At 69.5% G+C, this 25,622-nt stretch carries 14 protein-coding genes and 1 pseudogene; 14 read left to right on the top strand and 1 reads right to left on the bottom strand.

The genetic code is table 11. The features are described 5' to 3' along the window. The first annotated feature begins 19 nt into the window (after nucleotides 1–19). The 11 genes and pseudogenes from IG02_RS0119495 to IG02_RS0119545 form a co-directional block, all read left to right on the top strand. On the top strand, nucleotides 20–1,243 hold the full coding sequence (locus IG02_RS0119495; protein WP_030749419.1) for a L,D-transpeptidase family protein: 1,224 nt from the start codon (nucleotides 20–22) through the stop codon (nucleotides 1,241–1,243). Between the two features lie 557 nt (nucleotides 1,244–1,800). Beyond that, entirely contained in the window at nucleotides 1,801–2,961 is a 1,161-nt protein-coding gene (locus tag IG02_RS0119500) for a L,D-transpeptidase (protein WP_030749422.1), read from the top strand. Between the two features lie 112 nt (nucleotides 2,962–3,073). After that, on the top strand, nucleotides 3,074–3,850 hold the full coding sequence (locus IG02_RS0119505; RefSeq protein ID WP_030749424.1) for an enoyl-CoA hydratase/isomerase family protein: 777 nt from the start codon (nucleotides 3,074–3,076) through the stop codon (nucleotides 3,848–3,850). 307 nt (nucleotides 3,851–4,157) lie between these two features. Further along, nucleotides 4,158–4,673 carry an ATP-binding protein gene (locus tag IG02_RS0119510; protein ID WP_030749426.1) on the top strand — a complete coding sequence of 172 codons (516 nt, stop codon included), beginning with the start codon at nucleotides 4,158–4,160 and terminating at the stop codon, nucleotides 4,671–4,673. A gap of 66 nt (nucleotides 4,674–4,739) precedes the next feature. Then, nucleotides 4,740–5,684 (top strand): polysaccharide deacetylase family protein, encoded by a 945-nt coding sequence (locus IG02_RS0119515; protein ID WP_234314819.1) that lies wholly within the window; start codon nucleotides 4,740–4,742, stop codon nucleotides 5,682–5,684. Nucleotides 5,685–5,692: 8 nt separating this feature from the next. Then, a complete protein-coding gene (locus IG02_RS0119520) occupies nucleotides 5,693–6,910 on the top strand; it encodes a YncE family protein (protein ID WP_030749431.1) in 1,218 nt (405 codons plus the stop codon). Between the two features lie 241 nt (nucleotides 6,911–7,151). After that, entirely contained in the window at nucleotides 7,152–7,802 is a 651-nt protein-coding gene (locus IG02_RS0119525) for an ADP-ribosyltransferase (RefSeq protein WP_030749432.1), read from the top strand. Between the two features lie 116 nt (nucleotides 7,803–7,918). Next, complete coding sequence (locus IG02_RS0119530) at nucleotides 7,919–8,137, top strand: EF-hand domain-containing protein (protein WP_030749434.1); 219 nt, start codon at nucleotides 7,919–7,921, stop codon at nucleotides 8,135–8,137. A gap of 110 nt (nucleotides 8,138–8,247) precedes the next feature. Next, nucleotides 8,248–9,270: a CopD family protein gene (locus IG02_RS36635; RefSeq protein ID WP_051765328.1), complete on the top strand. Its 1,023-nt coding sequence runs from the start codon at nucleotides 8,248–8,250 to the stop codon at nucleotides 9,268–9,270. Between the two features lie 348 nt (nucleotides 9,271–9,618). After that, nucleotides 9,619–10,785: a lytic polysaccharide monooxygenase auxiliary activity family 9 protein gene (locus tag IG02_RS36640; protein WP_063756818.1), complete on the top strand. Its 1,167-nt coding sequence runs from the start codon at nucleotides 9,619–9,621 to the stop codon at nucleotides 10,783–10,785. Between the two features lie 72 nt (nucleotides 10,786–10,857). Beyond that, nucleotides 10,858–11,964 (top strand): annotated as a pseudogene (locus tag IG02_RS0119545) (pyridoxal phosphate-dependent aminotransferase); the annotation flags it as partial. 134 nt (nucleotides 11,965–12,098) lie between these two features. Here the strand turns inward: IG02_RS0119545 and IG02_RS0119550 are convergent. Next, nucleotides 12,099–13,133: an alcohol dehydrogenase catalytic domain-containing protein gene (locus IG02_RS0119550; RefSeq protein WP_030749445.1), complete on the bottom strand. Its 1,035-nt coding sequence runs from the start codon at nucleotides 13,131–13,133 to the stop codon at nucleotides 12,099–12,101. 602 nt (nucleotides 13,134–13,735) lie between these two features. Here IG02_RS0119550 and IG02_RS0119555 point away from each other — a divergent pair. The 3 genes from IG02_RS0119555 to IG02_RS39525 all read left to right on the top strand — a co-directional run bounded on the left by IG02_RS0119555 (nucleotide 13,736) and on the right by IG02_RS39525 (nucleotide 25,548). After that, the gene (locus tag IG02_RS0119555) at nucleotides 13,736–18,094 is read left to right on the top strand and encodes a LamG-like jellyroll fold domain-containing protein (RefSeq protein ID WP_030749448.1); all 4,359 of its coding nucleotides are present in this window, start codon (nucleotides 13,736–13,738) and stop codon (nucleotides 18,092–18,094) included. A gap of 126 nt (nucleotides 18,095–18,220) precedes the next feature. Then, a complete protein-coding gene (locus tag IG02_RS36645) occupies nucleotides 18,221–25,138 on the top strand; it encodes a polymorphic toxin-type HINT domain-containing protein (RefSeq protein WP_078854619.1) in 6,918 nt (2,305 codons plus the stop codon). Beyond that, nucleotides 25,135–25,548, top strand: coding sequence for a hypothetical protein (locus IG02_RS39525; RefSeq protein ID WP_078854620.1), 414 nt, complete (start codon nucleotides 25,135–25,137; stop codon nucleotides 25,546–25,548). Before IG02_RS36645 ends, IG02_RS39525 begins: the two co-directional genes overlap by 4 nt. The last annotated feature ends 74 nt before the right edge of the window (nucleotides 25,549–25,622 follow it).

Consider the following 25,622-nt stretch of genomic DNA (forward strand, 5'->3'; position numbering starts at 1 on the left):
GGTGGTCGTTGGGCGGGGCGTGAGACACGTACTGAAGCGGGCCGGCGCCCGCATGGCCGTCGTTCTGACATGGGCAGGACTGATGACCGGGCTGGTCGCCTGCCTGGCGGGCTGCTCCCAGGGGGAGACCCTCAGCGAGGGCAAGGCAAGCGCTCCCGGTGACACGATCCGGGTCGTTCCCGAGGACGGCGCCCGGGGCGTCGGCCTCACGGACCGGATCGAGGTCAGGGTGGCGGACGGCCGGCTGGAGCGGGTGGAGGTCCGGCAGATCGAGAACGCCACCCCCGAGGACCTGCCCGGCCGGCTCTCCGCGGACGGCCGGTCCTGGACCCCGGAGCCCGGCGCGACCGTCGCGCTGGCCGCCAAGTACAGCGTCGACGCGGTCGCCGTGGACCGGCAGGGCCGTCGCTCGGCCCGCCACACGACCTTCACCACGCTCGTGCCCACCGACCGGTTCATCGGCTACTTCGCGCCGGAGAACCGGTCCACGGTCGGTACCGGCATGATCGTCTCGTTCGACTTCAACCGCAGGATCCAGGACCGCGCGGCCGTCGAACGGGCCGTCAGCGTCACCTCGGAGCCCCCCGTGGAGATCGTCGGCCACTGGTTCGGCGACGACCGTCTCGACTTCCGGCCCCGTACGTACTGGCGGCCCGGCACCCGGGTGACCGTCGAGCTGCGCCTGCGCGACGTCGAGGCGGCGCCCGGCGTGTTCGGGATCCAGCGCAAGACCGTCGGCTTCACGATCGGCCGCTCCCAGGTGTCGCTGGTGGACGCGGCGGAGCACACCATGCGGGTGTGGCGCGACGGGACGCTGACCTCGACGCTGCCGATCACGGCGGGCGCGCCCGGAACCACCACGTACAACGGAAAGATGGTGGTCTCCGAGCTGTTCGACGTCACGCGCATGGACGGCAGGACGGTCGGTTTCGGCGGCGAGTACGACATCAAGGACGTGCCCCACGCGGTACGGCTGACCACGTCCGGAACGTTCCTGCACGGCAACTACTGGGCGCCGGCCGAGACGTTCGGCACCAAGAACGTCAGCCACGGCTGTGTCGGTCTGCGCGACACCAAGGGCGGCGGAACGGACACCCCCGCGGGATGGTTCTTCGAAAGGACTCTGATCGGAGACGTGGTGGAAGTGGTCAATTCCCAGGACAGTACGGTCGCTCCGGACAACGGGCTGGGTGGCTGGAACATGAACTGGGAGGAGTGGACAGCGGGTTCGGCGCTCCGCTGAGCGGACGCCTGCCGCACCCCTTCCGCACGACGCCCCCGGCCCCCCGAACCCCCCGCGCACCGCCCGCCGTTCTCGTCCTCCCGCCCGGTTCCGCCTTCGACCCATGGCTGACCTGTGCCGTCCCGGATGCGACCACCGGGGCGGTACGGGGCGTCACGGGACGGGAGGAGACGGGTGTTGGGACCGAACGGTGACATTCCGGAGCACTCACCCCTGCTCGCGGTGTGATTATCTTGCGCCATACGCGCGCACTCGACGCGCGGGAGTACGGGCCGTGGCGGGGCCAGGCCGTGCGAGGGGAGAAGACCATAGTGAACGGGCTGCCGATACCGGGAATACCTGGGACAGCGGGAACACCTGGGACAGCGGAGACGGCGGATACGGCGGGGGCGGCAGAGGCGGCAGGCGCCGAGCCGGGCATACGGGGGACACGGGGCGTACGGGGGATACGGCCGGGACGGCGGGGGCGGCAGGACGAGCGGGGACGGGGAGAAGAGCGGGGACGGCGCGCGCGGGCGCCCCGTACCCTCGCCGCGCTGGCGACCGGAGCGCTGCTCCTGGTGGTGACCGCCTGTGGCGGGGGCGGGTCCTCCGAGGAGGGCGGCACGCCCGGCAAGAACGGCGACAAGGGGGCGTCGGAGGTCAGGAACGCGGCGTCGGCGGCCGTCGTGACCATCGCCCCCGACGACAAGGAGAAGGGCGTCGCCACCACCGGCGCCCTCAAGGTCACCGCGGACAAGGGCAGGCTCACCACGGTCACCGTCCAGGACGACAAGGGCAACCCGGTCGACGGCGAGCTGTCCGCCGGGGGCGCGAGCTGGGAGCCGCTCCAGCATCTCGCCGGCGCCACCCGGTACAAGGTGCACGCGGTCGCCAAGGACTCCGAAGGGCGGGAGTCCGCCAAGGACACGAGCTTCACCACCCTTGTCCCGAAGAACACCTTCATCGGCCAGTACACGCCGGAGAACGGGGCGACGGTCGGCGTCGGCATGCCGGTCTCCATCAACTTCACCCGGGGCATCACCGAGCCCGACGCGGTGGAGAAGGCCATCAAGGTGACGGCCGAGCCGTCCGTACCGGTCGAGGGGCACTGGTTCGGCAACGACCGGCTCGACTTCCGGCCCGAGAAGTACTGGGCGCCCGGCACGAAGGTCACCGTCGAACTCGACCTCGACGGTGTCGAGGGCCGTCCGGGGGTGTACGGCGAGCAGGCCAAGAGCTTCTCCTTCACCATCGGCCGCAGCCAGGTCTCCACCGTCGACGCGAGCGCCCACACGATGAAGGTCGTGCGGGACGGCAAGCAGATCAAGAACATCCCGATCACCGCCGGGGCCCCGTCGACCACCACGTACAACGGCCAGATGGTGATCAGCGAGAAGTACTCCGTGACCCGGATGAACGGTGCGACCGTCGGCTTCGGCGGCGAGTACGACATCAAGGACGTGCCGCACGCGATGCGCCTGTCCACCTCGGGCACCTTCATCCACGGCAACTACTGGGCGTCCTCCGGCACCTTCGGCTCCGCGAACGTCAGCCATGGGTGTGTGGGACTGCGGGACCTGCGCGGCGGCGGGAACAACGGCACCCCGTCGGCGTGGTTCTACAACTCCTCGCTGATCGGTGACGTCGTCATCGTGAAGAACTCGAAGGACAAGCAGATCGCCCCGGACAACGGCCTGAACGGCTGGAACATGTCCTGGTCGGAGTGGACCGAGTAGGAGCACCCGCCCCGGCCGGGGGCGTACACCGTCCGCTCACGACAACGGGCCCGGCGCACGGCGGCACGCCGCGCCGGGCCCGTTGTCGTGAGCGGACGTTAACCTGCTGTGTATGGCTCAGGCATACGTGACCCTCGAGGTCTCCGGCGGCGTCGGCACGATCCGGCTCGACCGCCCTCCGATGAACGCGCTGGACACCGCGGTCCAGGACCGGCTGCGCGAGCTCGCCGAGGAGGCGGGGCGGCGCGAGGACGTGCGCGCCGTGATCCTGTACGGCGGTGAGAAGGTCTTCGCGGCGGGCGCCGACATCAAGGAGATGCGCGCGATGGACCACGCCGCGATGGTCGTGCGCTCCCGGGCGCTCCAGGAGTCGTTCACCGCCGTCGCCCGGATCCCCAAGCCCGTCGTCGCGGCGGTCACCGGCTACGCGCTGGGCGGCGGCTGTGAGCTGGCGCTCTGCGCGGACATCAGGATCGCCGGGGCCGGTGCGAAGCTCGGTCAGCCCGAGATCCTGCTGGGGCTGATCCCCGGCGCCGGCGGCACCCAGCGGCTGGCCCGGCTGGTCGGCCCCTCGCGCGCCAAGGACCTCATCTTCACGGGTCGTCAGGTGAAGGCCGAGGAGGCGCTGGCGATCGGCCTGGTCGACCGGGTGGTCCCGGACGCGGAGGTGTACGAGCAGGCGCACGCCTGGGCCGCCAAGCTCGCCCAGGGGCCCGCGCTCGCGCTGCGCGCGGCCAAGGAATCGGTCGACGCGGGGCTCGGGACGGACCTGGAGACGGGGCTCGCCATTGAACGCAATTGGTTCGCCGGCCTGTTCGCGACCGAGGACCGCGAGCGCGGGATGCGGTCGTTCGTCGAGGACGGTCCGGGGAAGGCGAAGTTCCTTTGACCCGTGACCAGTTGTGACCTCTCGGTGTGTCCCGCAGGCACACCGGGGCGCCCTCCGTCGTCCGCGGACACCCGTGCGTCAACCGGGTGCACGGCTTGGCGTGGCCTTAAGGGAGCATTAAGGAAATCGGATCCGATCGGCATCGGTGATCATTGAATCAGAGGGCGTCGACGCAGCTCAGTGTCATCACCGGGGGTATCCAGTGCCTTGGGCATATGCCGTCGCGCCCCTTGGAATGATTCATTCCGCAGGGGCGATTCCCTTGGAACGGCCACGGGGGAGCTGCTGGGCGGCCATGATGGTGCACATGGCGGGCCTGGAGGGTAGGGAGCAGCCGCGGCAGTGCGGTGATGCGGCCACTGTGCGGTGGATACCGTCCGTCGAAGACGAACTGGGCCGTAAGGCCCTTGAATTGTACGGAAATCCGACAGACGCCGAAGTCCAGCTCCCGTCCCGCCCCGAATCCGCCGCCGCCGCTCGTCGCATCACCCACAGTGTTGTTCTGCGCCAGTGGGCACTCTCCCCGCAGACGGCGGAATCCGCTGTGCTGCTCGTCTCGGAACTCGTCGGCAATGCCGTGCGGCACACCGGCGCCCGGGTATTCGGGCTGCGGATGCTGCGCCGCCGCGGCTGGATCAGGATCGAGGTCCGGGACCCGTCCCGCGGACTGCCGTGTCTGATGCCCGTACAGGAATTGGACACGAGCGGGCGGGGGCTTTTCCTGGTGGACCGGCTGTCCGACCGCTGGGGCGTGGATCTGCTGCCGCGCGGCAAGACCACCTGGTTCGAGATGAGGATCGCTGCGGACCGCCAGTCCACCTGACGACCCGCAGGATCCCCTATCGGGTCAATCATCACCTTTTGACATGATCCGCCCTTAAATGGGGGCGTGATCGACGACGACCGCCACCGTATCGAACGCGCAGACCCCCCGGACCGCCGCCGCGCGCTGCGCGGTGCGGCCGGAGCGGCCCTCGCGGGCGCCTTCGCCGCCGGCGGTACGGGAGCCGTCGTCGCCGGCTGTACGGGCGGCGGCCGTACGGACACCGGCCACGAGCACACCGGCCGAGCCGCCACCGGCCAGGGGGACACCGGTGACACGCACGGCGGCAGCAGCGGCACGGGCAGCGGCAGCGGTGGCACGGACAGTGGTCGCGGTACGGACACACCCGGCCGTACGGACACCGGCCGCCCTGCCGCCCGGTCCGCCCCGTCCCCCCGCCGCTTCCCCGGACAGCCCGTCGAGATCGCGCACGGCCCCCGCGACCGCGGCCGCGTCGCCCTCACCTTCCACGGCCAGGGCGACCCGGCCACCGCCACCGCCGTTCTGAAGGAGGCGGAGCGGGCCGGGGCCGGGATCACCGTGCTCGCCGTGGGCACCTGGCTCGACGAACACCCCTCACTCGCCCGCCGGATCCTGGACGGCGGCCACGACCTGGGCAACCACACCCTGCACCACACCGACATCTCCGCGATGGACGAGGACGAGGCGTTCGCGGAGATCACCGGGTGCGCCACGCGGCTGCGGCGGCTGACCGGCTCGATCGGCAGCTGGTTCCGCCCCTCGCGCACCCAGCACGCCACCCCGCTCGTCCAGCGGCTGGCCCGGCGGGCCGGTTACCCGCACGTCCTGTCCTACGACGTCGACTCGCTCGACTTCACCTCGCCGGGCGCCGCGGCCGTCACACGTACCGTCACCGGCCGTGTCCGCGACGGCTCGATCGTGAGCCTGCACTTCGGCTACGCCGACACGGTCGCCGCACTGCCCGCCCTCCTCGACGCACTCGAACGCCGCGACCTGCGCGCGGTGACGACCACGGAGCTGCTGACCTGATGCACCGGATGTCTCCCCCCACGCGCCGCACCACCGTCCCGGCCGCCGCCCTGCTCGCCGGTGTGGCGCTGCTGTCCCCGCTCGCCGGCTGCGCCGGTTCGGACGGGCCGCGACCGGACCGTACGGCGACGGACGCCGCCACCCGGGCGGCCGCCCGGCCCGTCACCCCGGAGCGGTCCGAGCCGTCCAGGTCGGCCGCCCTCCCGGGCATGCCACCGGTGCGCGACCCCAAGGACATCTACGCGGCGGACCGGCCGGGCATGCTCTCGCCCGTCGTGCGCAAGTTCCCGTCCCGGGTGTACGTCCCCAACACCAACTCCGACACGGTCTCGGTCATCGACCCGAAGACGTACAAGGTCATCGAGACCATCCCGGTCGGCCGCCAGCCGCAGCACGTGGTGCCCTCCTGGGACCTGAAGACCCTGTGGGTGAACAACAACCGCGGGCACACCCTCACACCGATCGACCCCGCCACCGGAAAGGCGGGCGAGCCGGTCGAGGTGCACGACCCGTACAACCTCTACTTCACGCCGGACGGCAAGTACGCCGTGGTCATGGCCTCGCTGGACCGCGAGCTGGTCTTCCGCGACCCGCACACGATGAAGGTGAGGAAGACCGAGCCCGTCGACTGCGCGGGCGTCAACCACGCCGATTTCTCCGCCGACGGCCGCTACTTCATCGTCTCGTGCGAGTTCTCCGGCGAACTGCTGAAGGTGGACACGACGAAGATGAAGGTCGTCGCGAAGCTCAAGCTGCCCTTCGAGGGGGCGATGCCGCAGGACGTGAAGCTCTCGCCCGACGGCACGAGGTACTACATCGCCGACATGATGGCGCACGGGGTATGGGTGCTGGACGGCGCGAAGTTCACCGTCCCGAAGCTGCTGCCGACGGGCGAGGGCGCCCACGGCGTCTATGTGAGCCGCGATTCCAAGGTCATGTACATCTCCAACCGGGGCGAGGGGACGATCTCCGTCTTCGACTTCGCACGCGACCGCCTGGTGAAGAAGTGGCGGCTGCCGGACGGCGGCAGCCCGGACATGGGCGGGGTCTCGGCGGACGGAAAGGTCCTGTGGCTGTCCGGCCGGTACGACTCCGAGGTGTACGCGATCGACACCACCGACGGGAAGGAACTGGCCCGTATCCCGGTCGGCGGAGGCCCGCACGGTCTGGCGGTGTACCCGCAGCCCGGCCGCTACTCGCTCGGGCACACGGGGGTCTTCCGCTGAGGCCCGGCGCCCGGCGCCCGGGGCCCGCGCCCCGGGACGGGCCCAGAGGTCCAGGCTTTTCGGGCGTTCGGGCGTTCGGGCGTTCGGGCGTTCGGGCGTTTGGGCGTTCGGGACGCTGAGGGGCACCGTCCACGCGCAGGACACCCCCCGGCGGCCACGAGCGGCGGAACGGCGGTCTGACACGCCCCCATTCGGGTGACGGTCCACCGCCCGTCGCCGTGCGGCGTGAAAGGTGCTCCTCATGACCATCTCTCGCTCGCGACGCCGGGCCGCTGCCGTCACCCTGTCCGTCGCCGCCCTGCTGGTGCCCGCCGCCGCCACCGAGGCCGCGCCCGCGCCGCCCTCCGGAGCCACCGCCCCCGCTCCGGCCCCCGCCCACGCCTCCGCCGCCGGCAAGAAGGGCGAGCGCTGCCCCGCCGTCGCCGACCCCATGTTCGCCGCGGCCGACCACGGTGTCGAAGTGGCCCGGATCAGCCCGAAGCCCGCCTGGCGCACCGACTGCAAGCAGCTCTACCGCGCCGACAGCCGCGGCCCCGAGGCCGTCTTCGAGCAGGGCTTCCACCCCAAGGCGCCGATGGACGGGCAGTACGACCTGGAGAAGTACGTCCTGGTCAACCAGCCGTCGCCGTACGTCTCGACCTCGTACGACCACGACCTCTACAAGCAGTTCTCGAAGAGCGGGTTCAACTACTACATCGACGCCCCCGGCGGGATCGACATCAACAAGACGATCGGGGACACCCACAAGTACGCGTCCCAGGAGGAGGTCGCCTTCCCGGGTGGCGTCTCGCGGGAGCGCATCGTCGGGGTCTGCCCGGTGGACCGCCACAAGAAGATCGAGATCATGGCGCAGTGCCTCGACAATCCGCACTACGAGCCCTGGCGCGGCTGACGTTCGCGCGCGTACGGCGGTGGCCCGGCATCCCCTGGTGCCGGACCACCGCCGTACGAGTGAACGCGAGCGGATAATCTGACCCCATCGGAACAGCACCACGAAGGGGCGGGACAGTGGCGGACATCGACGAGGCGCGCAAGGCGTTCGAGCGGTTCGACGTGAACGGCGACGGGCTCATCACGGCCACCGAGTACAAGAGCGCGATGGCGCAGCTCGGGGACTTCCACGTGACCGAGACCGTGGCGCAGGCCGTCATCAACGCCCATGACGCCAACGGCGACGGGCTGCTGACGTTCGACGAGTTCTGGGCCGCTCGCAACAAGGAGCAGTGAACGGGGGAGCCGGGAGATCCGGGGGTCGCGGCGCCCGCCCCCGTAGCCCTGGCGATGGCGATGGCTTTCGCGTCGGCGAGGGAGGTGGCGCCGGGCTCCGCACGACGGCCGTGACACGGGCCGTGTTCGTGGCGGGCGGCACGGCGACCGCCCTCCTCGTCGCGCTGTTCGGCGCGGGGACCGCCGCCCGGGGCACGGGCGAGCTGCGGATCCCGGCGGCGGGTGCCACCACCGCACTGCGCACGGTGGTCTTCGTGGCCCTCGCCCTCCACCTGGGCGAGTTGGCCGGACGGCGGTTCGCCGGGGCGGGGCCGCTACCGCGCGGCTGGTCCGTCGCCGCCGCGGGCGCCGGGGCCCTCGCCTCGGCCGGGCAGATCGGGCTGCTGGCGCGGGTCAGCGCACTCGATCTCACATCGGTGTACGGCACGGCCGAGGGCCGCCTCCTGCTGGTCATGGCCAACGGCTTCCTGCTGGCCGCCGCGTGCGCCGCGACCCGCCGGCCCCGGACGGCCGCCGTCCCGCTGGCCGTGGTCGTGGGCGCGGAGGCGCTGCGCGCACACCCCGAGGCGTACACCCCGTTGCTCGGCGCGGCGCTCACCGTCGTACATCTGACGGCGGCGTCGCTGTGGACGGGCGGGCTGCTGTACGTGCTGCGCACCCTGTGGCTGCGCCGGGGCGATCCGGCCGGTGCCAGGGAGGTGCTGCGCCGTTACGCCCGGCCGGCCGGGTGGCTCTTCGTCGCCCTGGCCGCCACGGGAACGCTCTCCACGCTGCGCAGACTCCCCGCGGACGTCGTGTTCACGACGGCGTACGGGCGAGTGCTCATCGCGAAGCTGCTGCTGGTGGCGGTGGCGAGCGCGCTGGCCCTGAGGGCCGGAGCCCGGCTGCGCGGAGCGGCCGGGGCGCGTACGGCGACAGCGGGCGCCGGGGAAGCCGGTGCCGGCGCGGCGGGCAGCGTGGGCGTGGCGATCCCGGGCGTGGGCACGGGGACGGCGGAAGCGTGGCCGGACGGGACGGGCGTCGCCGGGGCGGCCCGGCTCGCGCGGGCGGAACTGGTCGTGCTGGGGATGGTCGTCGTGGTCTCCGCGGTCCTGACGGTGGTCCCCGACCCGCACTGGCTCAGCACGCGCTGAGGCCACGACGGACGCGAGCGGCGTACGTCCGCACGCGGACCTGCTCGTGTGCGGACGCGCCCGCCCGCACGCGCCCGGTTGTGCCGTGTGTCGTGCCGTCAACGTGTCGTGCCGTCAACGTGTCGTGCCGTGCCGTCCCTTCCGGGGCGGGCGGGACGGGCCCGGCCCAACTTTCCGCCGACGTACTGAACGCCCGGCGGGCGGACGCCGTAATACACGGCAGGCTGCCGGGTCCGAGGCCGCCCGGGTCGCCGAGGAGGTCAGTCACGGATGTTCCGCCACCGCACCGCCGCAGTTGTTCCCGAGACCGCTGTCGGCCGCAGGGCTCGGGACGGTGAAGCAGCCGCTGTGAGCACCGTCGGGACTGTCAAGGGCGTCAGGGCCGTCACGGCTGCCAGTGCTGTCCGGGCTGTCCGGGCCGTCCGGGCTGTCCGGGCCGTCTCCGCGATCCTGGCGGTGACGGTGCCGACGGCGACGGCGCTGGTGGCGCTGACCACGAGCCCGGCGTACGCCCACGGCGCTCCCACCGATCCGGTCAGCCGGGTGGCCGCCTGCGGTTCCCAGGGACAGCTCGCGCGCACGGACGCCTGCCGGGCGGCCGTCGCCGCCAACGGCGGGCGGGGCTTCGAGGAGTTCGACAACATGCGCGTTGCCGGTGTGAACGGCCGGGACCGCGAGGTCATCCCCGACGGCAAGCTGTGCAGTGGCGGCCTCGACGCGTACAAGGGGCTCGACGTCGCTCGCACCGACTGGCCCGCCACGCGGCTGCGCGCAGGGGACGCTTTCACGCTGACGTACGTGTCCACCATTCCCCACGAGGGCACCTTCAGCCTCTACCTCACCACGGAGGGCTACGATCCGACCGCCCCGCTGACCTGGTCCGACCTGGCCCCGCAGCCGTTCCTCACGGTCGACAACCCACCCCTGGACGACGGCGCCTACCGCGTCTCCGGCACGCTTCCCACCGGTCTGACGGGCCGCCACATGCTCTACACGATCTGGCGCAACACCAGTACGCCGGACACGTACTACTCCTGTTCCGACGTCGTCTTCGACGGCGTCGGCGCCGGCAGCGACGACGGCGACACGTCCGCGGGGGGTGACGGAACCGGGAACGGAGCCGACACCGGAGCGGGCACCGGCGCCGGTGGCGCGGGGAACGGTCTCGGCGGCGTCGGCAACAGCGCCGCCGTCACCGGGACGGTGCCGCCGCGGCCCGACGCCTCCGGCACGGCCTCACCCGCCGCCTCCGCCCCGCCGTCCGTCCCCGAGGGTGACGGACCCGGGAACACCACCTCCGGATCGTCCGCCGATGCCGCCGCTCCCCAGGCCGACGCCACTCCCACCTCTCCTCAGCGGGCCACGCCGTCCTTCCCCGTAGCCGCCGGTACCCAGCTCGACTACGTGGCGATCGCGGCGGGCGGTGCGCTGGTGGCCGCGGGCATCGCGGTGTTCGCCTCGCGTCGGCGGCGCGCGGCGGCGGCCGTGGGCCCGTCCCGTAAGCACCGACCGTAAGGAGACTTCGCCGTGTCCCAGTCCCCCGAAGCGGGCATCCTGCGCAGTGCCGCGCACAGCCCGTCCTGGGCCATGCTGAGCCGCCTCACGCCGAGCGCTCCGAGCATCCCGGCCGAGGTTTCCGAACCGCAGGCGGGGCGCGAGCTCCGGGCTCACACTCCCCAGCCGCCGCGCGAGCGGGTCGACTTCTGCATTCCGTGCAACCCGTACTTCCCGACGCCGGACATGTTCGCCCGCATGCGCGGCTCGCTGGAGACGATCCTCAAGTACTACCCGAGCGACGCCGACACGGTCACCGCCGAACTCTGCTCGGTGCTCGGCCTCAACCCGCAGACGGTGGCCATGGGCAACGGCTCCACCGAGCTGATCACCTGGATCGACCACCTGCTCGTACGGGAGAGCCTGGCCATCCCGATCCCCACCTTCGGGCGTTGGACCGACCAGCCGCTGGAGACCGGCAAGCGGGTGGACATGTTCCCCCTGCACGAGGACCAGGACTTCACGCTCGACCTCCAGGAGTACGTCCGCTTCATCCGGCGCCGCGGCTCCCGCGTCGCCGTGATCTGCAACCCCAACAACCCGGACGGCGGCTATCTGCGCCGGCACCAGGTGCTGTGGCTGCTGGACGAGCTGTCGGACCTGGACCTGGTCGTGGTGGACGAGTCGTTCATCGACTTCGTGGACGCCGAACGGGCCCCGTCCGTCGCGGACGAGGCGGCGATCCGGTCGAATGTGATCGTTCTGAAGAGCCTCGGCAAGAACTTCGGTCTGCACGGCATCAGATTCGGCTACATGGTCGCCAACCCCGCCCTGGCGGCGACCGTTCGCAAGGCACTGCCGAAGTGGAACCTCAACTCCTTCGCGGAGTACGTCGTCTTCATGCTCAGGGAGTACGGCGTCGAGTACCACCAGAGCCTCGCACTGCTCTCCCGCGACCGCGCCGACATGGCCCAGGCGCTGGCCGCGATCCCCGACCTCGTCGTCTTCCTCTCGCAGGGAAACTTCCTGCTGGTCAAGCTGCCCGACGGCATCGACGGCGCGGTCCTGCGCGACCGGCTGCTGACCGAGCACGGTGTCTTCATCCGCGAGTGCGGCAACAAGCTCGGCAGCAGCAGCCAGTTCCTGCGCCTGGTGGTCCGCCCGCACGAGGACGTCCAGCGCCTGCTCACCGCGCTGCAGGCGTGCATGCCCACGGGCCCGACCGGTCTGGCCCGCCGGTCCGAGCCCAGATACGTCGCGGCGGCGACGGCCCCGTCCCCGTCCCCCCAGGTCCCGGCGCTGATCCCGGCCAGGTGACGCCGGGTTCAGGGGGTTCAGGGGGTGAGAATGACCTTGAGCGCTTCCCGCTGGTCCATGGCCCGGTAGCCCTCGGGGGTCTGCTCCAGGGGGAGGGCGCGGTCGAAGACGCGGCCCGGTTCGACGGTGCCGTCCAGGACGCCGGGCAGCAGGGGCTCGATATAGGCGCGGGCGGGCGCCGGGCCGCCGGTGAGGGTGACATTGGGGCCGAAGAGGCTGCCGAAGCCCACGGGCGCGTCCTCGTACTGGGGCACACCGACGCGGCTGATGACACCGCCCGGCCGGACGGTGCCGACGGCCATCTCGTAGGCGGGCATGTGGCCGACGGCCTCCAGGACGGCGCGGGTGCCGTGCCCGCCGGTCAGGTCACGGACCCTGGCGATGCCTTCCTCGCCGCGTTCGGCGACGACGTCGGTGGCCCCGAAGTAGCGTCCGAGGTCGGTGCGGTCCTTGTGCCGGCCCATGAGGATGATGCGCTCGGCGCCGAGCTGCTTGGCCGACAGGACGGCGAGCAGGCCGACGGCGCCGTCGCCGATGACGGTGACCGAGTCGCCCGGCTCGACACGGGCCCGGTGGGCGGCGTGGTAGCCGGTGGCGTACACGTCGGCGAGGGTCAGCAGGGACGGCAGCAGCTTCTCGTCGACGTCCTTGGGGAGCCGGACCAGGGTGCCCTGGGCCTGGGGGACGCGTACGGCCTCGGCCTGGGCGCCGCCGACCCCGGCGGCGAAGAAGCCGCCCTGGGGGCAGGAGGTGTGCAGGCCCTCGCGGCAGAACTCGCAGGTGTTGTCGGCGAACGCGAACGGCGCCACCACGAGGTCGCCGCGCCTGAAGCCGGAGACCTCGGAGCCGACGTCCTCGACCGTGCCGAGGAACTCGTGTCCCATGGGAACGGGCCCGTCGGCGGCGGACATGGTGTGGTACGGGTGCAGGTCGCTGCCGCACACGCAGGAGCGCACGACGCGCACGATCGCGTCGGTGGGCTGCTCGATGACCGGGTCGGGCGCGTCCTGGACGCGTACGTCGCCGGCTTCGTACAAGAAGGTGGCCCGCATGGGGACGACTCGCTTTCTTCTCGTGTGGGTTCCCGGCGCTCGGCCGTCGGGACGAGCGGTACGGGCGGCGGCGCCGGGCGGCGGACTGCCAATGATCTCCGACGTGCCCCGTATTCCTGGCAGTTGACGCTCGAGTCGCAGTTGACGCCTGAGCGGGACCGGACCGGGCGGGGACTCCTTTTCCGCCACGGCTGTTTTCCTTCTCTTTCCGTTTCCCGGTCGAAGGCTGTTCTTCTTGACGTTCGCTGTCCAGCGTCACACTCGGGCGGACCGCCGTGCGGCGGACAGTTCCCTCTTCTCTTCACCCGATCCGGCGACGCGGACGTGGTACGCCGACTGGAAAACGCCGCACGCGCCGGCGTCGCGCAATCGCGCGTGCACCACCCCGTCGCCGGTGGACTCTCCTCGCCTCCTGGGGCGCCGACCAGCACATTTCGGCCCCCTCGGAGTGACGCCGACCGCTCCCCCCCAGGAGTGACGGGCGCGTGGAGAGACAAATTCCGCCATCCTCTTGATCACTATTGACAACTCTGTGCGACTCCGCGTTAACTCTGCGAAGTTGTGTGATTTGCGTGAAGACTGGGGCGGGGTTCGTGGGTGAGATGGGGGAGATTCGTGCTGTCCGGGTGCCGAGACGTCAGGGCGGTCGGTCGAGGTGGGGAGCGGTGGCGTGCGGTGTGGTGATGGCGCTGTCGGCCGCACTCGTGCCGGCCACCGCCCTTCCGGCCGTGGCGGCGCCGCAGCCGCAGCGTTCCGAGAGCTCCGCTCGCAGTGGTGAGAGGAGCGGCGAGGGGAGCACGGAGCCGGCCCTGACCACCGACGAGGCACTGGCCGAGGCAAAGCGCATCGGAAAGCCCGTCGAGGTCGGCTCGGCCAGGGGCGAGCGCCGCGATGTGTTCGCCCAGCCGGACGGCTCGTTGGAGGCGCGCGAGTATCTGCGTCCGGTGCGGGCCCGGGTCGGCGGTGAGTGGAAACCGGTCGACACCGAGCTGGCGAAGAGCGCGGACGGAGCGGTCGCCCCGAAGGCGAGCACGGTGGCGCTGCGGTTCTCCGGGGGCGGGGACGAGCCCCTGGTGCGGATGGAAAAGGCCGGACGCGAGGTGGCACTGTCCTGGCCCGACGAGCTGCCGGCACCGGAACTGGACGGTGCGACGGCCACGTACCGCGAGGTGCTGCCGGGCGTGGACCTGCGGATGGGGGCGCAGGAGGACGGTTTCACGCAACTGCTCGTGGTGAAGTCGGCCGAGGCGGCTGCCAGTGAGAAGCTCGCGGCCCTCCGTCTGGGACTCGCGGCCGAGGGTGTGGACGTGCGGGAGACGGCGGAGGGCGGCCTGGAAGCGGTCGACCAGGGCGCGAAGGGCGCGGTGTTCGAGGCGCCGAAGCCGATGATGTGGGACTCCAGCGCCCCTGCCGGCGAGGACGCCCGGTCCGCCAGGACGGCCAAGTCCGAGAATGCCACCGCCGCGGACGGCACGGATGCGGGCACGAGTGCGGATGCGGCGGACGGCGTGACGGAACCGGGTGCGGGCGAGACGGGCAAGCTCGCCGCCGTCGACGTGGACGTTCCCGCCACCGGCGACGCGCTGGTCCTGACCCCGGACGCGGATGTGCTGACCGGTGAGGACACGGTGTATCCGGTGTTCATCGACCCGCAGTGGTACTCGCCCAAGGCCTCGGCCTGGACGATGGCGTCGGAGTACTGGGCGTCGTCTCCGCAGTGGAAGTTCAACGGCGAGTCGACCGCCGGCATGGGCTACTGCAACTGGTCCTACTGCAAACCGAACGACACCAAGCGGCTCTTCTACCGGATCCCGACCTCGCAGTTCGCGGGGAAGTCCGTCCTGAGCGCGGAGTTCGTGGTCCGGAACACCTGGTCCGCCTCGTGCGACGCGCGCTCCGTGGAGCTGTGGCGGACGAAGGACATCTCGTCGTCCACGACATGGAACTCGCAGAAGGCCGCAGGCTTCTGGATCAAGGAACTGTCGTCGCGGTCCTTCGCCTACGGCTACGAGGGCTGCTCGGCCAAGGACGCCGAGTTCGACGTGAAGTCCGCCGTGCAGGAGGCCGCGAACGGCAAGTGGTCCACCATGACGTTCGGCCTGCGGGCGGCGAGCGAGTCCGACGCGTACGGCTGGAAGCGGTTCTCGGACAAGGCGTTCCTGCGGGTGAAGTACAACCGGCCACCGCCGCAGATCAAAATGTCCCAGCTGGCGATGGAGTACGGCGGCACCTGCAAGAAGCCGGCGAACGCCGCCCGGGTGCGCACCCTCGGCAAGATCTACGCGAACAACGTCACCGACCCCGACGGGGACAACGTCTCCGTGCAGTTCCAGGCGTCCTGGGACACCGGGGACGGCAAGGGCATGGTCGCCCGCTGGAGCCCGGCCCGTACCTCGGCCAAGAAGTCCGGTTCGAGCTTCGCGGTGAGCCTGCCGTCCTCGATACCGAAGAACAAGCAGGTGGCGTGGTACGCACGCTCCTACGACGGTGCCCAGTACTCAGCCTGGTCGACCGCGGGTGACCCGACGGGCTGCTACTTCACCTACGACACCAGCGTCCCGAAGGCCCCAACGATCAGCTCCGGTGACTATCCGGCCTCCGACCCGGAGAATCCGGAGGATCCCTGGCTGGACGGAGTCGGCAAGTACGGTGCGTTCGAGCTGAAGGGCGCCGACGGTGACGTGACGAAGTACTGGTACGGCGTCAACGGCGACCCGACGTCGAAGAACACCGTGACCACCACCGGCGGCGCGGCGAAGACCGTGCGGGTCCTGCCGTCCGAGCCGGGCTTGAACTTCCTCACGGCCCAGGCCTTCGACACGGCCGGCAACGGCAGTGAGATCCGCACGTACCAGTACCGGGTCAAGGCGGGCCAGCCGGAGAAGGCCACCTGGACGATGGACGATGCGGCTGGCGCGGCAGAGGCGCAGGGAGCGGGCGGCACACGTGTGGCCGAGCTGCGCGGCGGCGCCACCCCAGGCGTCCCTGGGCAGATCGGAACGGCGGTGTCGTTCGACGGCGTCGACGACTACGCGCAGACCGACATCCCCACCGTGGCCACGGAGACCGGATTCTCCGCCGCCGCCTGGGTGAAACTGTCGAAGATGCCGGACGCCGCCGCGATCATCGCCGCGCAGCCCGGCAACCACAGCCCCGGCTTCGAGCTCTACTACTCCAAGTCCTACGACCGGTGGGTTTTCAACCAGTACACGTCCGACTCACCGACCGCGGATGCCGTACGTGCCATGAGCGCGACCCCGGGCGACGCGAAGGCCGGGGAGTGGACGCACCTGGCGGGCACCTACAGCTCGGCCTCGAAGGAGCTGAAGCTGTACGTCCAAGGGAAGCTGGTCGGCACCACGACGCACACCAGTCCCTGGGACGCTCGGCGCGGCCTGCAGATCGGGGCCGGTTCCTACAGCGGGAAGCCCGACTCGTTCTTCCCCGGCACCATCGACGACGTACGGATCTACGACAAGCCGATCTCCGAGACCGAAGTCGCCAACCTGCACCAGAAGCAGCCCATCGGCGCGGGCCGCCCGGCCCGCGCGGTCTTCCCGATGGACGAGCCGGCCGACGCCACCCGGATCACCGGCCGCGCCGATGTGTATCCGGCGGTCCTCAAGGGCGGCGCCACCCCGGGACAGCCCGGTGTGGCTGGCAAGGCGCTCACTCTGGACGGTAAGGACGACCACGCCGTCGCCGGCGCACCGCACCTGAACAACCAGCGCAGCTTCACCGTCTCGGCCTGGGCGAAGCTCCCCAAGGCCAAGCCCGACCACGCCGCGATCATCGCGACCCAGGCGGGAGTGCACAAGTCGGGGTTCGAGCTGTACTACTCCAGCGCCTACGACCGGTGGGTCTTCAACCAGTTCATCTCCGACACCTCGGACTCCGGCGCGATCCGGGCCATGCAGGCCGAAGGCAAGACCGCGTACGGCGGTGAGTGGACCCACCTGGTGGGCGTGCACGACACGGTCGCCGACCAGCTGACCCTGTACGTCAACGGGGTCGAAGCGGGCCGGGCAGATGTCTCCCAGACCTGGTACGCCGGGGGCCCGGTCCAGATCGGTGCCGGCTCCTACGAGGGCAAGCCCGGTTCGTACTTCCCCGGCCAGATCGACGACGTACGGCTCTTCGACCGGCCGGTCTCGGCGGACGAGGTGCGGCAGCTGTTCAAGCGGACCGCGGTGCTCAAGGGGCGGTGGAGCTTCGAGGAAGCCACCAGCGGTACGTCACCCACCACGCCCGACCTGTCCGAGGAGAAGAACCCCATGACCCTCTCCGGAGGAGCGGCGCTCGGGGCGGGAATGATCGGCGACAGGGGGCTCCAACTGGACGGGGTGAAAGCCTCCGCGGCGACAGGCCTCGTGCCCGTCGACACCAGCGCCAGTTTCACGGTCACCGCGTGGGCGCAGGCCGCGGCATTGCCCGAGCGCCCGGCGGCGGTGGTGAGTGGCGAAGGTACGAGCGGGAGCGCGTTCACGGTGCGTTTCGTCCCGGACGCGAAGGATCCGGAAGGCCGGGGGCGATGGGAGCTGGCGCTGCCGGACGAGGACAGCTCCAAGGCTTCCGTGGAGCGCGTCGGCAACAGCGATTTCATCGACGTACGGGAGTGGAACCACTTGGCCGTGGTGTACGACGGCTTCGCCAAGGAGGCCCGTCTGTACGTCAACGGACGTCTCCAGGAGAGCGCGTGCGGCGACCAGGACGGCGACGGCCAGGCGGACGACGTCGCATGTGAGGACCTGATCGCGTGGGCCGATGACGTACTGACCTTCAAGGCCGGGAGGTCCCTCCAAGTGGGCAGGGCCAAGACCGACGGCGCCTGGGGCGAGCACTTCTCGGGTTCGGTCGACGACGTCTGGGCGTTCCAGGGTGCCCTTGACGACAGTCAGGTTGAGCGGCTGGCGAAGACGTGGTTCGAGCTGCCGACCGAGGTGCCGCCTCCCGGCGACTGACCTCAACGGGCCGCGCGCCGCCGATTTTCGGGCGCGGCCATTTCAACGATCCATTCTTTTCGTTCACGGTCCGCGTCGGGACTGCCCCCGTTGGCTTCCGACGCCCGGCAGCGATGGATACCACACATGAGAAGATCCAGCTTCGTCCAGTTCCCCCGATCCAGATCCGGCTCTCTGCTCCGACGGACATCCATAACGCTGTCCGTGGTGCTGATCGGCACCATCCTGCAGAACGCCGCGATACCCGCACCGGCGGTGGCGGACAGCAACCTCCCCGGCCCGCCCGCGTCGGAGAAACCGGTGCCGGGGACGTACGGCGGCAAGACCGTCCCGCGTGCGACGCCGCCGGAGGTCAGGAGGCCCGAGGCGCCTCCTCGTGCGGAGTGGCCGGGAGCCGTCACCCGGACGGTCACGGTGACGCCTGCCGAGAACGGCGGCGCAGCACGGTTCACTGAGGTCAACGACACACCTCTGGGCCTCGCGGCGGCCGAGCAGTCCGGTGCCGCAGCGTCGAGCTCGGCACGAGGTACCCGCGCGCAGACCGAGCCTGCCAGTGTCGAAGCGCGCGTACACGATCGTAAGAAGGCTGAGAAGGCCGGTGTGAAGGGCCTGCTGTTCTCCCTTCAGCCCACAGCGACAACGGCAACCACGGCGCACAAGCGAAGCGCAGCCGCCCCCGCCCCCGACCCCACGCCGACGCCCGCGTCCGTCGCACTCACCGTTGACTACGGGGACTTCGCCGGAGCCTTCGGCGGTTCGTACGCCTCCCGGATGCGGCTGGTACAGCTGCCCGCCTGCGCGCTGACCTCCCCGGCCAAGGACGCCTGCCGGACCGCGACACCCGTCGCCGCCATCAACGACACCGTCAAGCGGACACTCACGGCGAAGTCACTCAGCCTCCCGGACGGTGCGCCGACGGTCCTCGCGGCTGCGGCCGACACGGACGGCGACAAGGGCGACTACAAGGCCACCTCGCTCGCGCCCTCGGCCTCGTGGAGCACGAACCTCAACACCGGTGACTTCAGCTGGTCGTACGACATGCCGACGCCGGACGTTCCCGGCGGCCTGGCGCCGACGGTCGGTCTCTCCTACTCGTCGGCCACGATCGACGGCCGCGCGGGCGGCACCAACAACCAGGCGTCCTGGGCCGGTGACGGCTTCGACCTCTGGCCCGGTTTCATCGAGCGCCGGTACAAGCCGTGCGCGGACGACGGCCAGAAGAACGCCGACGGTAACAAACCGGGTGACCTGTGCTGGGCGTACGACAACGCCTTCCTCACCTTCAACGGCAAGGGCGGTGAACTGGTACCGCTCGGCGGCGACGAGTTCAAGCTGAAGCAGGACGACGGCACCAAGATCACGCGCCTGAAGTCCACGGACCGTGGCAACGGGGACAACGACGGCGAGTACTGGCGGCTGACCGTGCCCGACGGTACCCGCTACTACTTCGGTTACCACCGGCTTCCGGGCTGGACGGAGGGCAAGGAGGCCACGGACTCCACCTGGACGGTTCCCGTCTACGGCAATAACTCGGGCGAGCCCTGCCACGCCTCCGACTTCGCCGGCTCCTGGTGCCAGCAGGCCTGGCGCTGGAACCTCGACTACGTCGTCGACCCGCACGGCAACGCGATCGGCTACCACTACACCAAGGAGTCCAACTCCTACGGTCGCAACCTGAAGAAGGACGACGACACTCCGTACACCCGTGGCGGCTACCTCGACCGCATCGACTACGGCGTGAAATCCGACCGGATGTACGCGGACAAGCCGCAGGCCCAGGTCGTCTTTGGCAACGCCGAACGCTGCCTCCCCGTTTCGGGCGTCACCTGCGATCCGTCCACCATCGACGACAAGGCGCCCTACTGGTACGACACACCCTGGGACCTGAACTGCAAGGCCGGTACAGCCTGTGACGACGGACGGCTGTCGCCCTCCTTCTGGACCCGTAAGCGCCTGACCGACGTCACCACGCAGACCCTCAACGCCGACGGCAGCTACGCGCAGGTGGACTCCTGGAAGCTGGGTCACCGCTGGGGAATGGCGGACACCGACTACCAGCTGCTGCTCGACTCCGTTCAGCACACCGGCCAGTCCGCGACCCCGGCCATCACCCTTCCGAAGACGACTTTCGCCTACACCCAGCTGGAGAACCGGCTGGACAAGACCGGCGACGGCTACGCGCCGTTCATCAAGGACCGTCTGTCCACGGTCGCCGACGAGATGGGCGGTCAGGTCGACGTCAACTACTCGGCTCCCACCTGCGACTGGAACGCGCTCCCGACACCGCAGACGAACACCACCCGCTGCTTCCCGCAGTACATCGGTGGCGACAGCTCGGACGATCCCGAGCGGCAGTGGTTCAACAAGTACGTCGTCACCTCCACGACCACCACGGACCGCATGGGCGGCGCTCCCGACGCGGTTACCACGTACCAGTACCTGGGCAGCGCGGCCTGGCACTTCGACGATGACGACGGCCTGACCAAGGAGAAGCACCGCACCTGGTCTCAATGGCGCGGGTACGGTCAGGTCCGCGTCCAGACCGGCGGCCAGGGCGGCGCGTCGGCCATGAAGTCCCAGCAGGACACGTACTTCCTCCGGGGCATGGACGGCGACCGCAAGGACACGAGCGGTGGCACCAAGGCCGTGACGGTTTCCCTCGCCGAAGGCGAAGGTGACCCGATCACCGATCACTCGTCCGCGGCCGGCTTCAGCTACAAGACAGTCACCTTCGACAAGCCCGGCGGCAACGTCCTCGCCAAGTCGGTCAGCCGCCCCTGGCACCACGAGACGGCGAAAAAGGTACGTGACTGGGGCACGGTGACCGCCAACTTCACCGGCACCTCCAGCACCAAGGAGTGGACGTCCCTCGACAAGGGGGCGGGCAGCTCGTGGCGCACCACGTCCACGGCCACCAAGCAGGACACCGTCGCGGGGCGGGTGATCCAGGTCGACGACTTCGGCGACACGACCACGTCCGACGACAATCAGTGCACCCGCACCACCTACGCCACAAACGCCGACGATACGATCCTCGTCCTCCCCTCCCGCGTCGAGACCGTGGCGAAGGCGTGCGACGCCACCACCGACCGCTCCAAGGACGTGATCTCCGACGTCCGCACCGCCTATGACGGTGGCGCCTACGGGGCGGTACCGGCCAAGGGCGACGTGACGGCGACGGCGACGCTGAAGAGCCATGACGGGACCAAGGCCACCTACCTGGAATCCGGCGCCACCTACGACGGCTACGGGCGTGGGCTGACGAGCACCGACCTGACCGCAGACGTCACCGTCAGCGGTGACGGCGCACCCGTACGCACCGCACGCGCCGACGGCCGTACCACCACCACCGCCTACGCACCGGCTACCGGCCTGCCCACCCAGGTCAAGACCACCACACCGCCCGCGAAGGCCGGCGACACGTCGACCGCGCTGACCACCACTCAGAGCATCGGACCTCGTGGTCTGGTGCTGACGGAGACCGACGCCAACGGCAGGGTCACCAAGTCCTCCTACGACGCCCTCGGCCGCTCCACCAAGGTGTGGCTCGCCGACCGCCCGAGCGACCTGACACCGAGCCGCGAATTCGTCTATCGCGTCGAGGAGGGCAAACCCGCGGCGGTCGCGACCAAAGTTCTGAACAATAACGGTGGTCAGGTCACCTCGTGGACCATCTACGACGGTTTCTTGAGGGAACGCCAGACTCAGACTCCGGGGCCGGACGGTGGAAGCGTTCTGACGGACGTCTTCTACGACGAGCGTGGCCTGGCCGCCAAGACATTCGCTCCGTACTACGCGACCGGTAAGCCGACCTTCACCCTGTTCGAGCCCGAGAACGCGCTGTCGGTCGAGACCCAGACCCGCACCAGCTTCGACGGCCTGGGCCGTCCGACGGAAACCCGTCAGATCGCCGGCAACGGCGACGGCGGCACCGTACTCGCCACCACCACGACCAGCTACGGCGGCGATCGCACGACCGTCATCCCGCCGGTCGGCGGTATCGCCACCACCACGCTGACGGACGCCAGAGGCCGCACCACCGAACTGCGCCAGCACCACGAGCGCAGCGCGAGCGCCCCGTACGACACCACGTCCTACGCGTACACGCCCCGCGGCGAGACGGCGAAGGTGACCGGCCCGGCCGGCAGCACTTGGAGCTACGCGTACGACCAGCTCGGCCGGAAGATCAAGGACGTCGACCCCGACAAGGGCACCACGACGAGCACGTACGACGACCGTGGACAGCTGACCTCCACGACTGACGCGCGTGGCACGACCCTCGTCAACATCTACGACAACCTCGGCCGCAAGAGGGAACTCCGGGAGGGCACCCCGACCGGCACGCTGCGCGCCGCATGGGTGTACGACACGGTCAGCAGCGCCAAGGGACAGCTCGCCGAAGCCACGCGGTACGTGGGAGGTGAGGCGTACACGTCCCGGGTCACCGAATACGACAGGCTCTACCGGCCCAAGAAGACCGCTGTGGTCATTCCGGCCGCTGAAGGAAAGCTGCAAGGCACCTACCAGACGGGGATGGCGATTCAGCCTTCCGGCCTGCTCGTGGCCACCAGTTACTCGTCGGCCGGGTCGCTTCCCGGTGGCTCGACCCTCTACGACTACGACGACGCGACGCTGCGCTTGAACGCCGTCCGTGGCGACGGGTCGGTGGGTGCCATCAATTACAGCCTGACCGGCAAGCCGTTGCAGTACTCCATGTACCAGTCCGGTGGCGGCAAGAAGACGCAGGTCACCAACACGTACGAGTGGGGGACGCAACGTCTGGCCACGACACGGGTGGACCGTGAGGAGCAGAACGGCGTCGACCGTTTCCTCACCTACCGGTACGACGAGGTCGGCAACGTCCTGTCCATGTCGGACGTCTCGCGCACCGGGACCGACAACCAGTGCTTCACCTACGACCACCTCGCCCGCCTGACCGAAGCCTGGACCCAGAACACCTCGTCCTGTTCGCCGGCGCCGGCAGGGGGATCGATCGGCGGCCCGGCTCCCTACTGGCACAGCTACACCTACGACAAGGCCAGCAACCGCGCCACCGAGACACAGCACAACACGACCGGTGACAGCGCAAAGGACGTCAAGCGGACCTACGCCTACCCGGGCCAGGGCAAGCCGCAGGCCCACTCCCTGACCTCGGTCACCACCTCCGGCGCTTCGGGCACCACCACCGACGCGTACGCCTACGACAAGGCCGGCAACACCACCGCCCGGCCCGGCCAGCAGTTCGACTGGGACGCGGAAGGCCACCTGGCCAAGGTCACCGAGGGCACCAAGACCACCGAATACCTCTACGACGCCGACGGCAACCGCCTCATCGGCCGCACCCCGACCGAGACCACCCTCTACCTCGGCCACACGGAAATCACCCTGGCCAAGGGTGCCGACAAGCCCAAAGGCACCCGCTACGCCGACATCGGCGGCGGACAGATGGCCGTCTACAACGACGACCGCACCACCACCTTCACCATCGGCGACCACCACGGCACCGGCCAACTCGCCGTCAAGGCCACCGACCTGAGCATTACCCAGCGCCGCACGCTCCCCTTCGGCGCCATCCGAGGCGACGCACCCACATCCTGGCCCGGCACGAAGGGCTTCGTCGGCGGCACCGACGACACCAAGGCCACCGGCCTCACCCACCTCGGCGCCCGCGAATACGACCCCACCACAGGCCGCTTCATCAGCGTCGACCCGCTCCTCCAGACCGACATCCCGCAAACCCTCAACGGCTACACCTACGCGGCCCAGAACCCCCACACCAACACCGACCCGAGCGGCCTCGGCCTTGCCTGCGGTGGTGCCGGCGGATCGACCGAGGCCTGCCCCACGACCTCAGAGGGAAAGCCCGGCAACGGACGTCCCGGCGAAGCCGTCAAGTGTAAATGGGAATGTGGAAGCTGGAAGTCGGAAGGTAATTCGGCGGCTGACCTCAACAATGACGGATATGTGAATGTGTTTCCGGGGGTCATAATTCCCAAGAAGTGGGAATGGTCCCCGAAGGTCACGCGGGCTTTCATCGCGGAGTTTTACTCTCGAATTGAAAAGGTGTGCAGCGGATTTGGCGGCGGGGTAAACTGCCTGGTCGAGTATCCGGACGAATACCAAATCGCCATTAACGCGTTTTTTGCGTGTGGCGCCGCTCATTGTTCCGACACGCGAGAGTTGTGGGCGAACGTTCTGCGTGGTGTGACGCCGGAGATGGCGGCGATGGGGCCGGGGGCTGGCGCAAGGGGAATCAGAGGGAAACTCGGGTCCAGGGCGGGCTGCACCCAGTGCTTCCTGGCTGGTACCGACGTCCTCATGGCCGACGGAAAAACCAAGGACATTGAGGACGTCGAAATCGGGGACAAGGTCCTGGCGACGGACCCTGAAACCGGCGAGTCGGGTTCCCGTACGGTAACCCGGTTGATCGTCACCGAGGACGACAAGCACTTCAATAAGCTGTCGATCGCCACAGGCGACGGAATCGAAACCCTGACGGCTACGCACGAGCATCCCTTCTGGTCCCCCTCGGAGCAAGAATGGGTCGAGGCATCTGACCTCACACCCGGCATGACCCTGCTCACCGACGACGGCACCACCGTCATCGTCACCGCCAACCGCGCCTTCACCAAGCACGCCCGCACCTACAACCTCACAGTCGACGACCTCCACACGTACTATGTGCTGGCGGGGCAGACGCCGGTCCTCGTTCACAACAGCAACTGTGACTTCAAGATTGGGGTTGCGGACGAGAAATATGACAAGCATGTCTTGGGGCTCGATGATTCCGGGAATCCGACCCGTAGGCCTGATATGCCGGAATACGATACGGATGATGGCTTTGAAAGATACGTTGCGGACGCGCAGGCGCTGATGTGTCCCGGTAGCTGTCCCGCTGCTGCACGTGAAGCTGTCAGAAGTGACGGTGTCATCATTCGAATGGACTCCCAAGGGAGAATTGGAATGAGAGACGGGAACACCATCACGACCTATTTCCGGCCAGATGATCCGCTCGCATACTTCCAGAGAGAGGCGGCCCGATGACTCAAGGCGCTTGGGACTTCCGTGACGCGTTCTCCAACTTCGTCAGAGAGTCTGGTCGGTGGCGTGACGTTGAACCGGAGGCACTCCTGTCTCGCTGGCGTGGTTTCGTCGAAAGTTGCGAACAGGGCTATCGGGATGACGCCGAAGACTACTTCAATGATCTGACGTCGAGGGATTCGCTGGCGCGAGCTCTTGATGCTGCGGAACTGCAACGCTTTCCCGAGCTTGCGCTACTTCGTGCAGAAGTGGAAGCGGTAGACGCAAGATTCCGCGCACTCCTGATGCCAGATGCGTTCCCAAGAATCTCTGAGGAATCCTGGTGGGCGCGCGGCGTGGTGAAATTTGCGCGGAGGCGGCTGGTGGAGGACCTGTGGCGGGAATACCACCTTGAAGTGGCACTGCTCGAATAGTTCTTGAAGGTTCGCCTCAGTAAATAGAAGCTCCGCCAGGTGCGTCCTGACGGGGCTTCTGCGTGGGGTGACGG

The organism is Streptomyces sp. NRRL F-5135, assembly GCF_000719775.1.
Classification (GTDB): Bacteria; Actinomycetota; Actinomycetes; order Streptomycetales; family Streptomycetaceae; genus Streptomyces; species Streptomyces hebeiensis.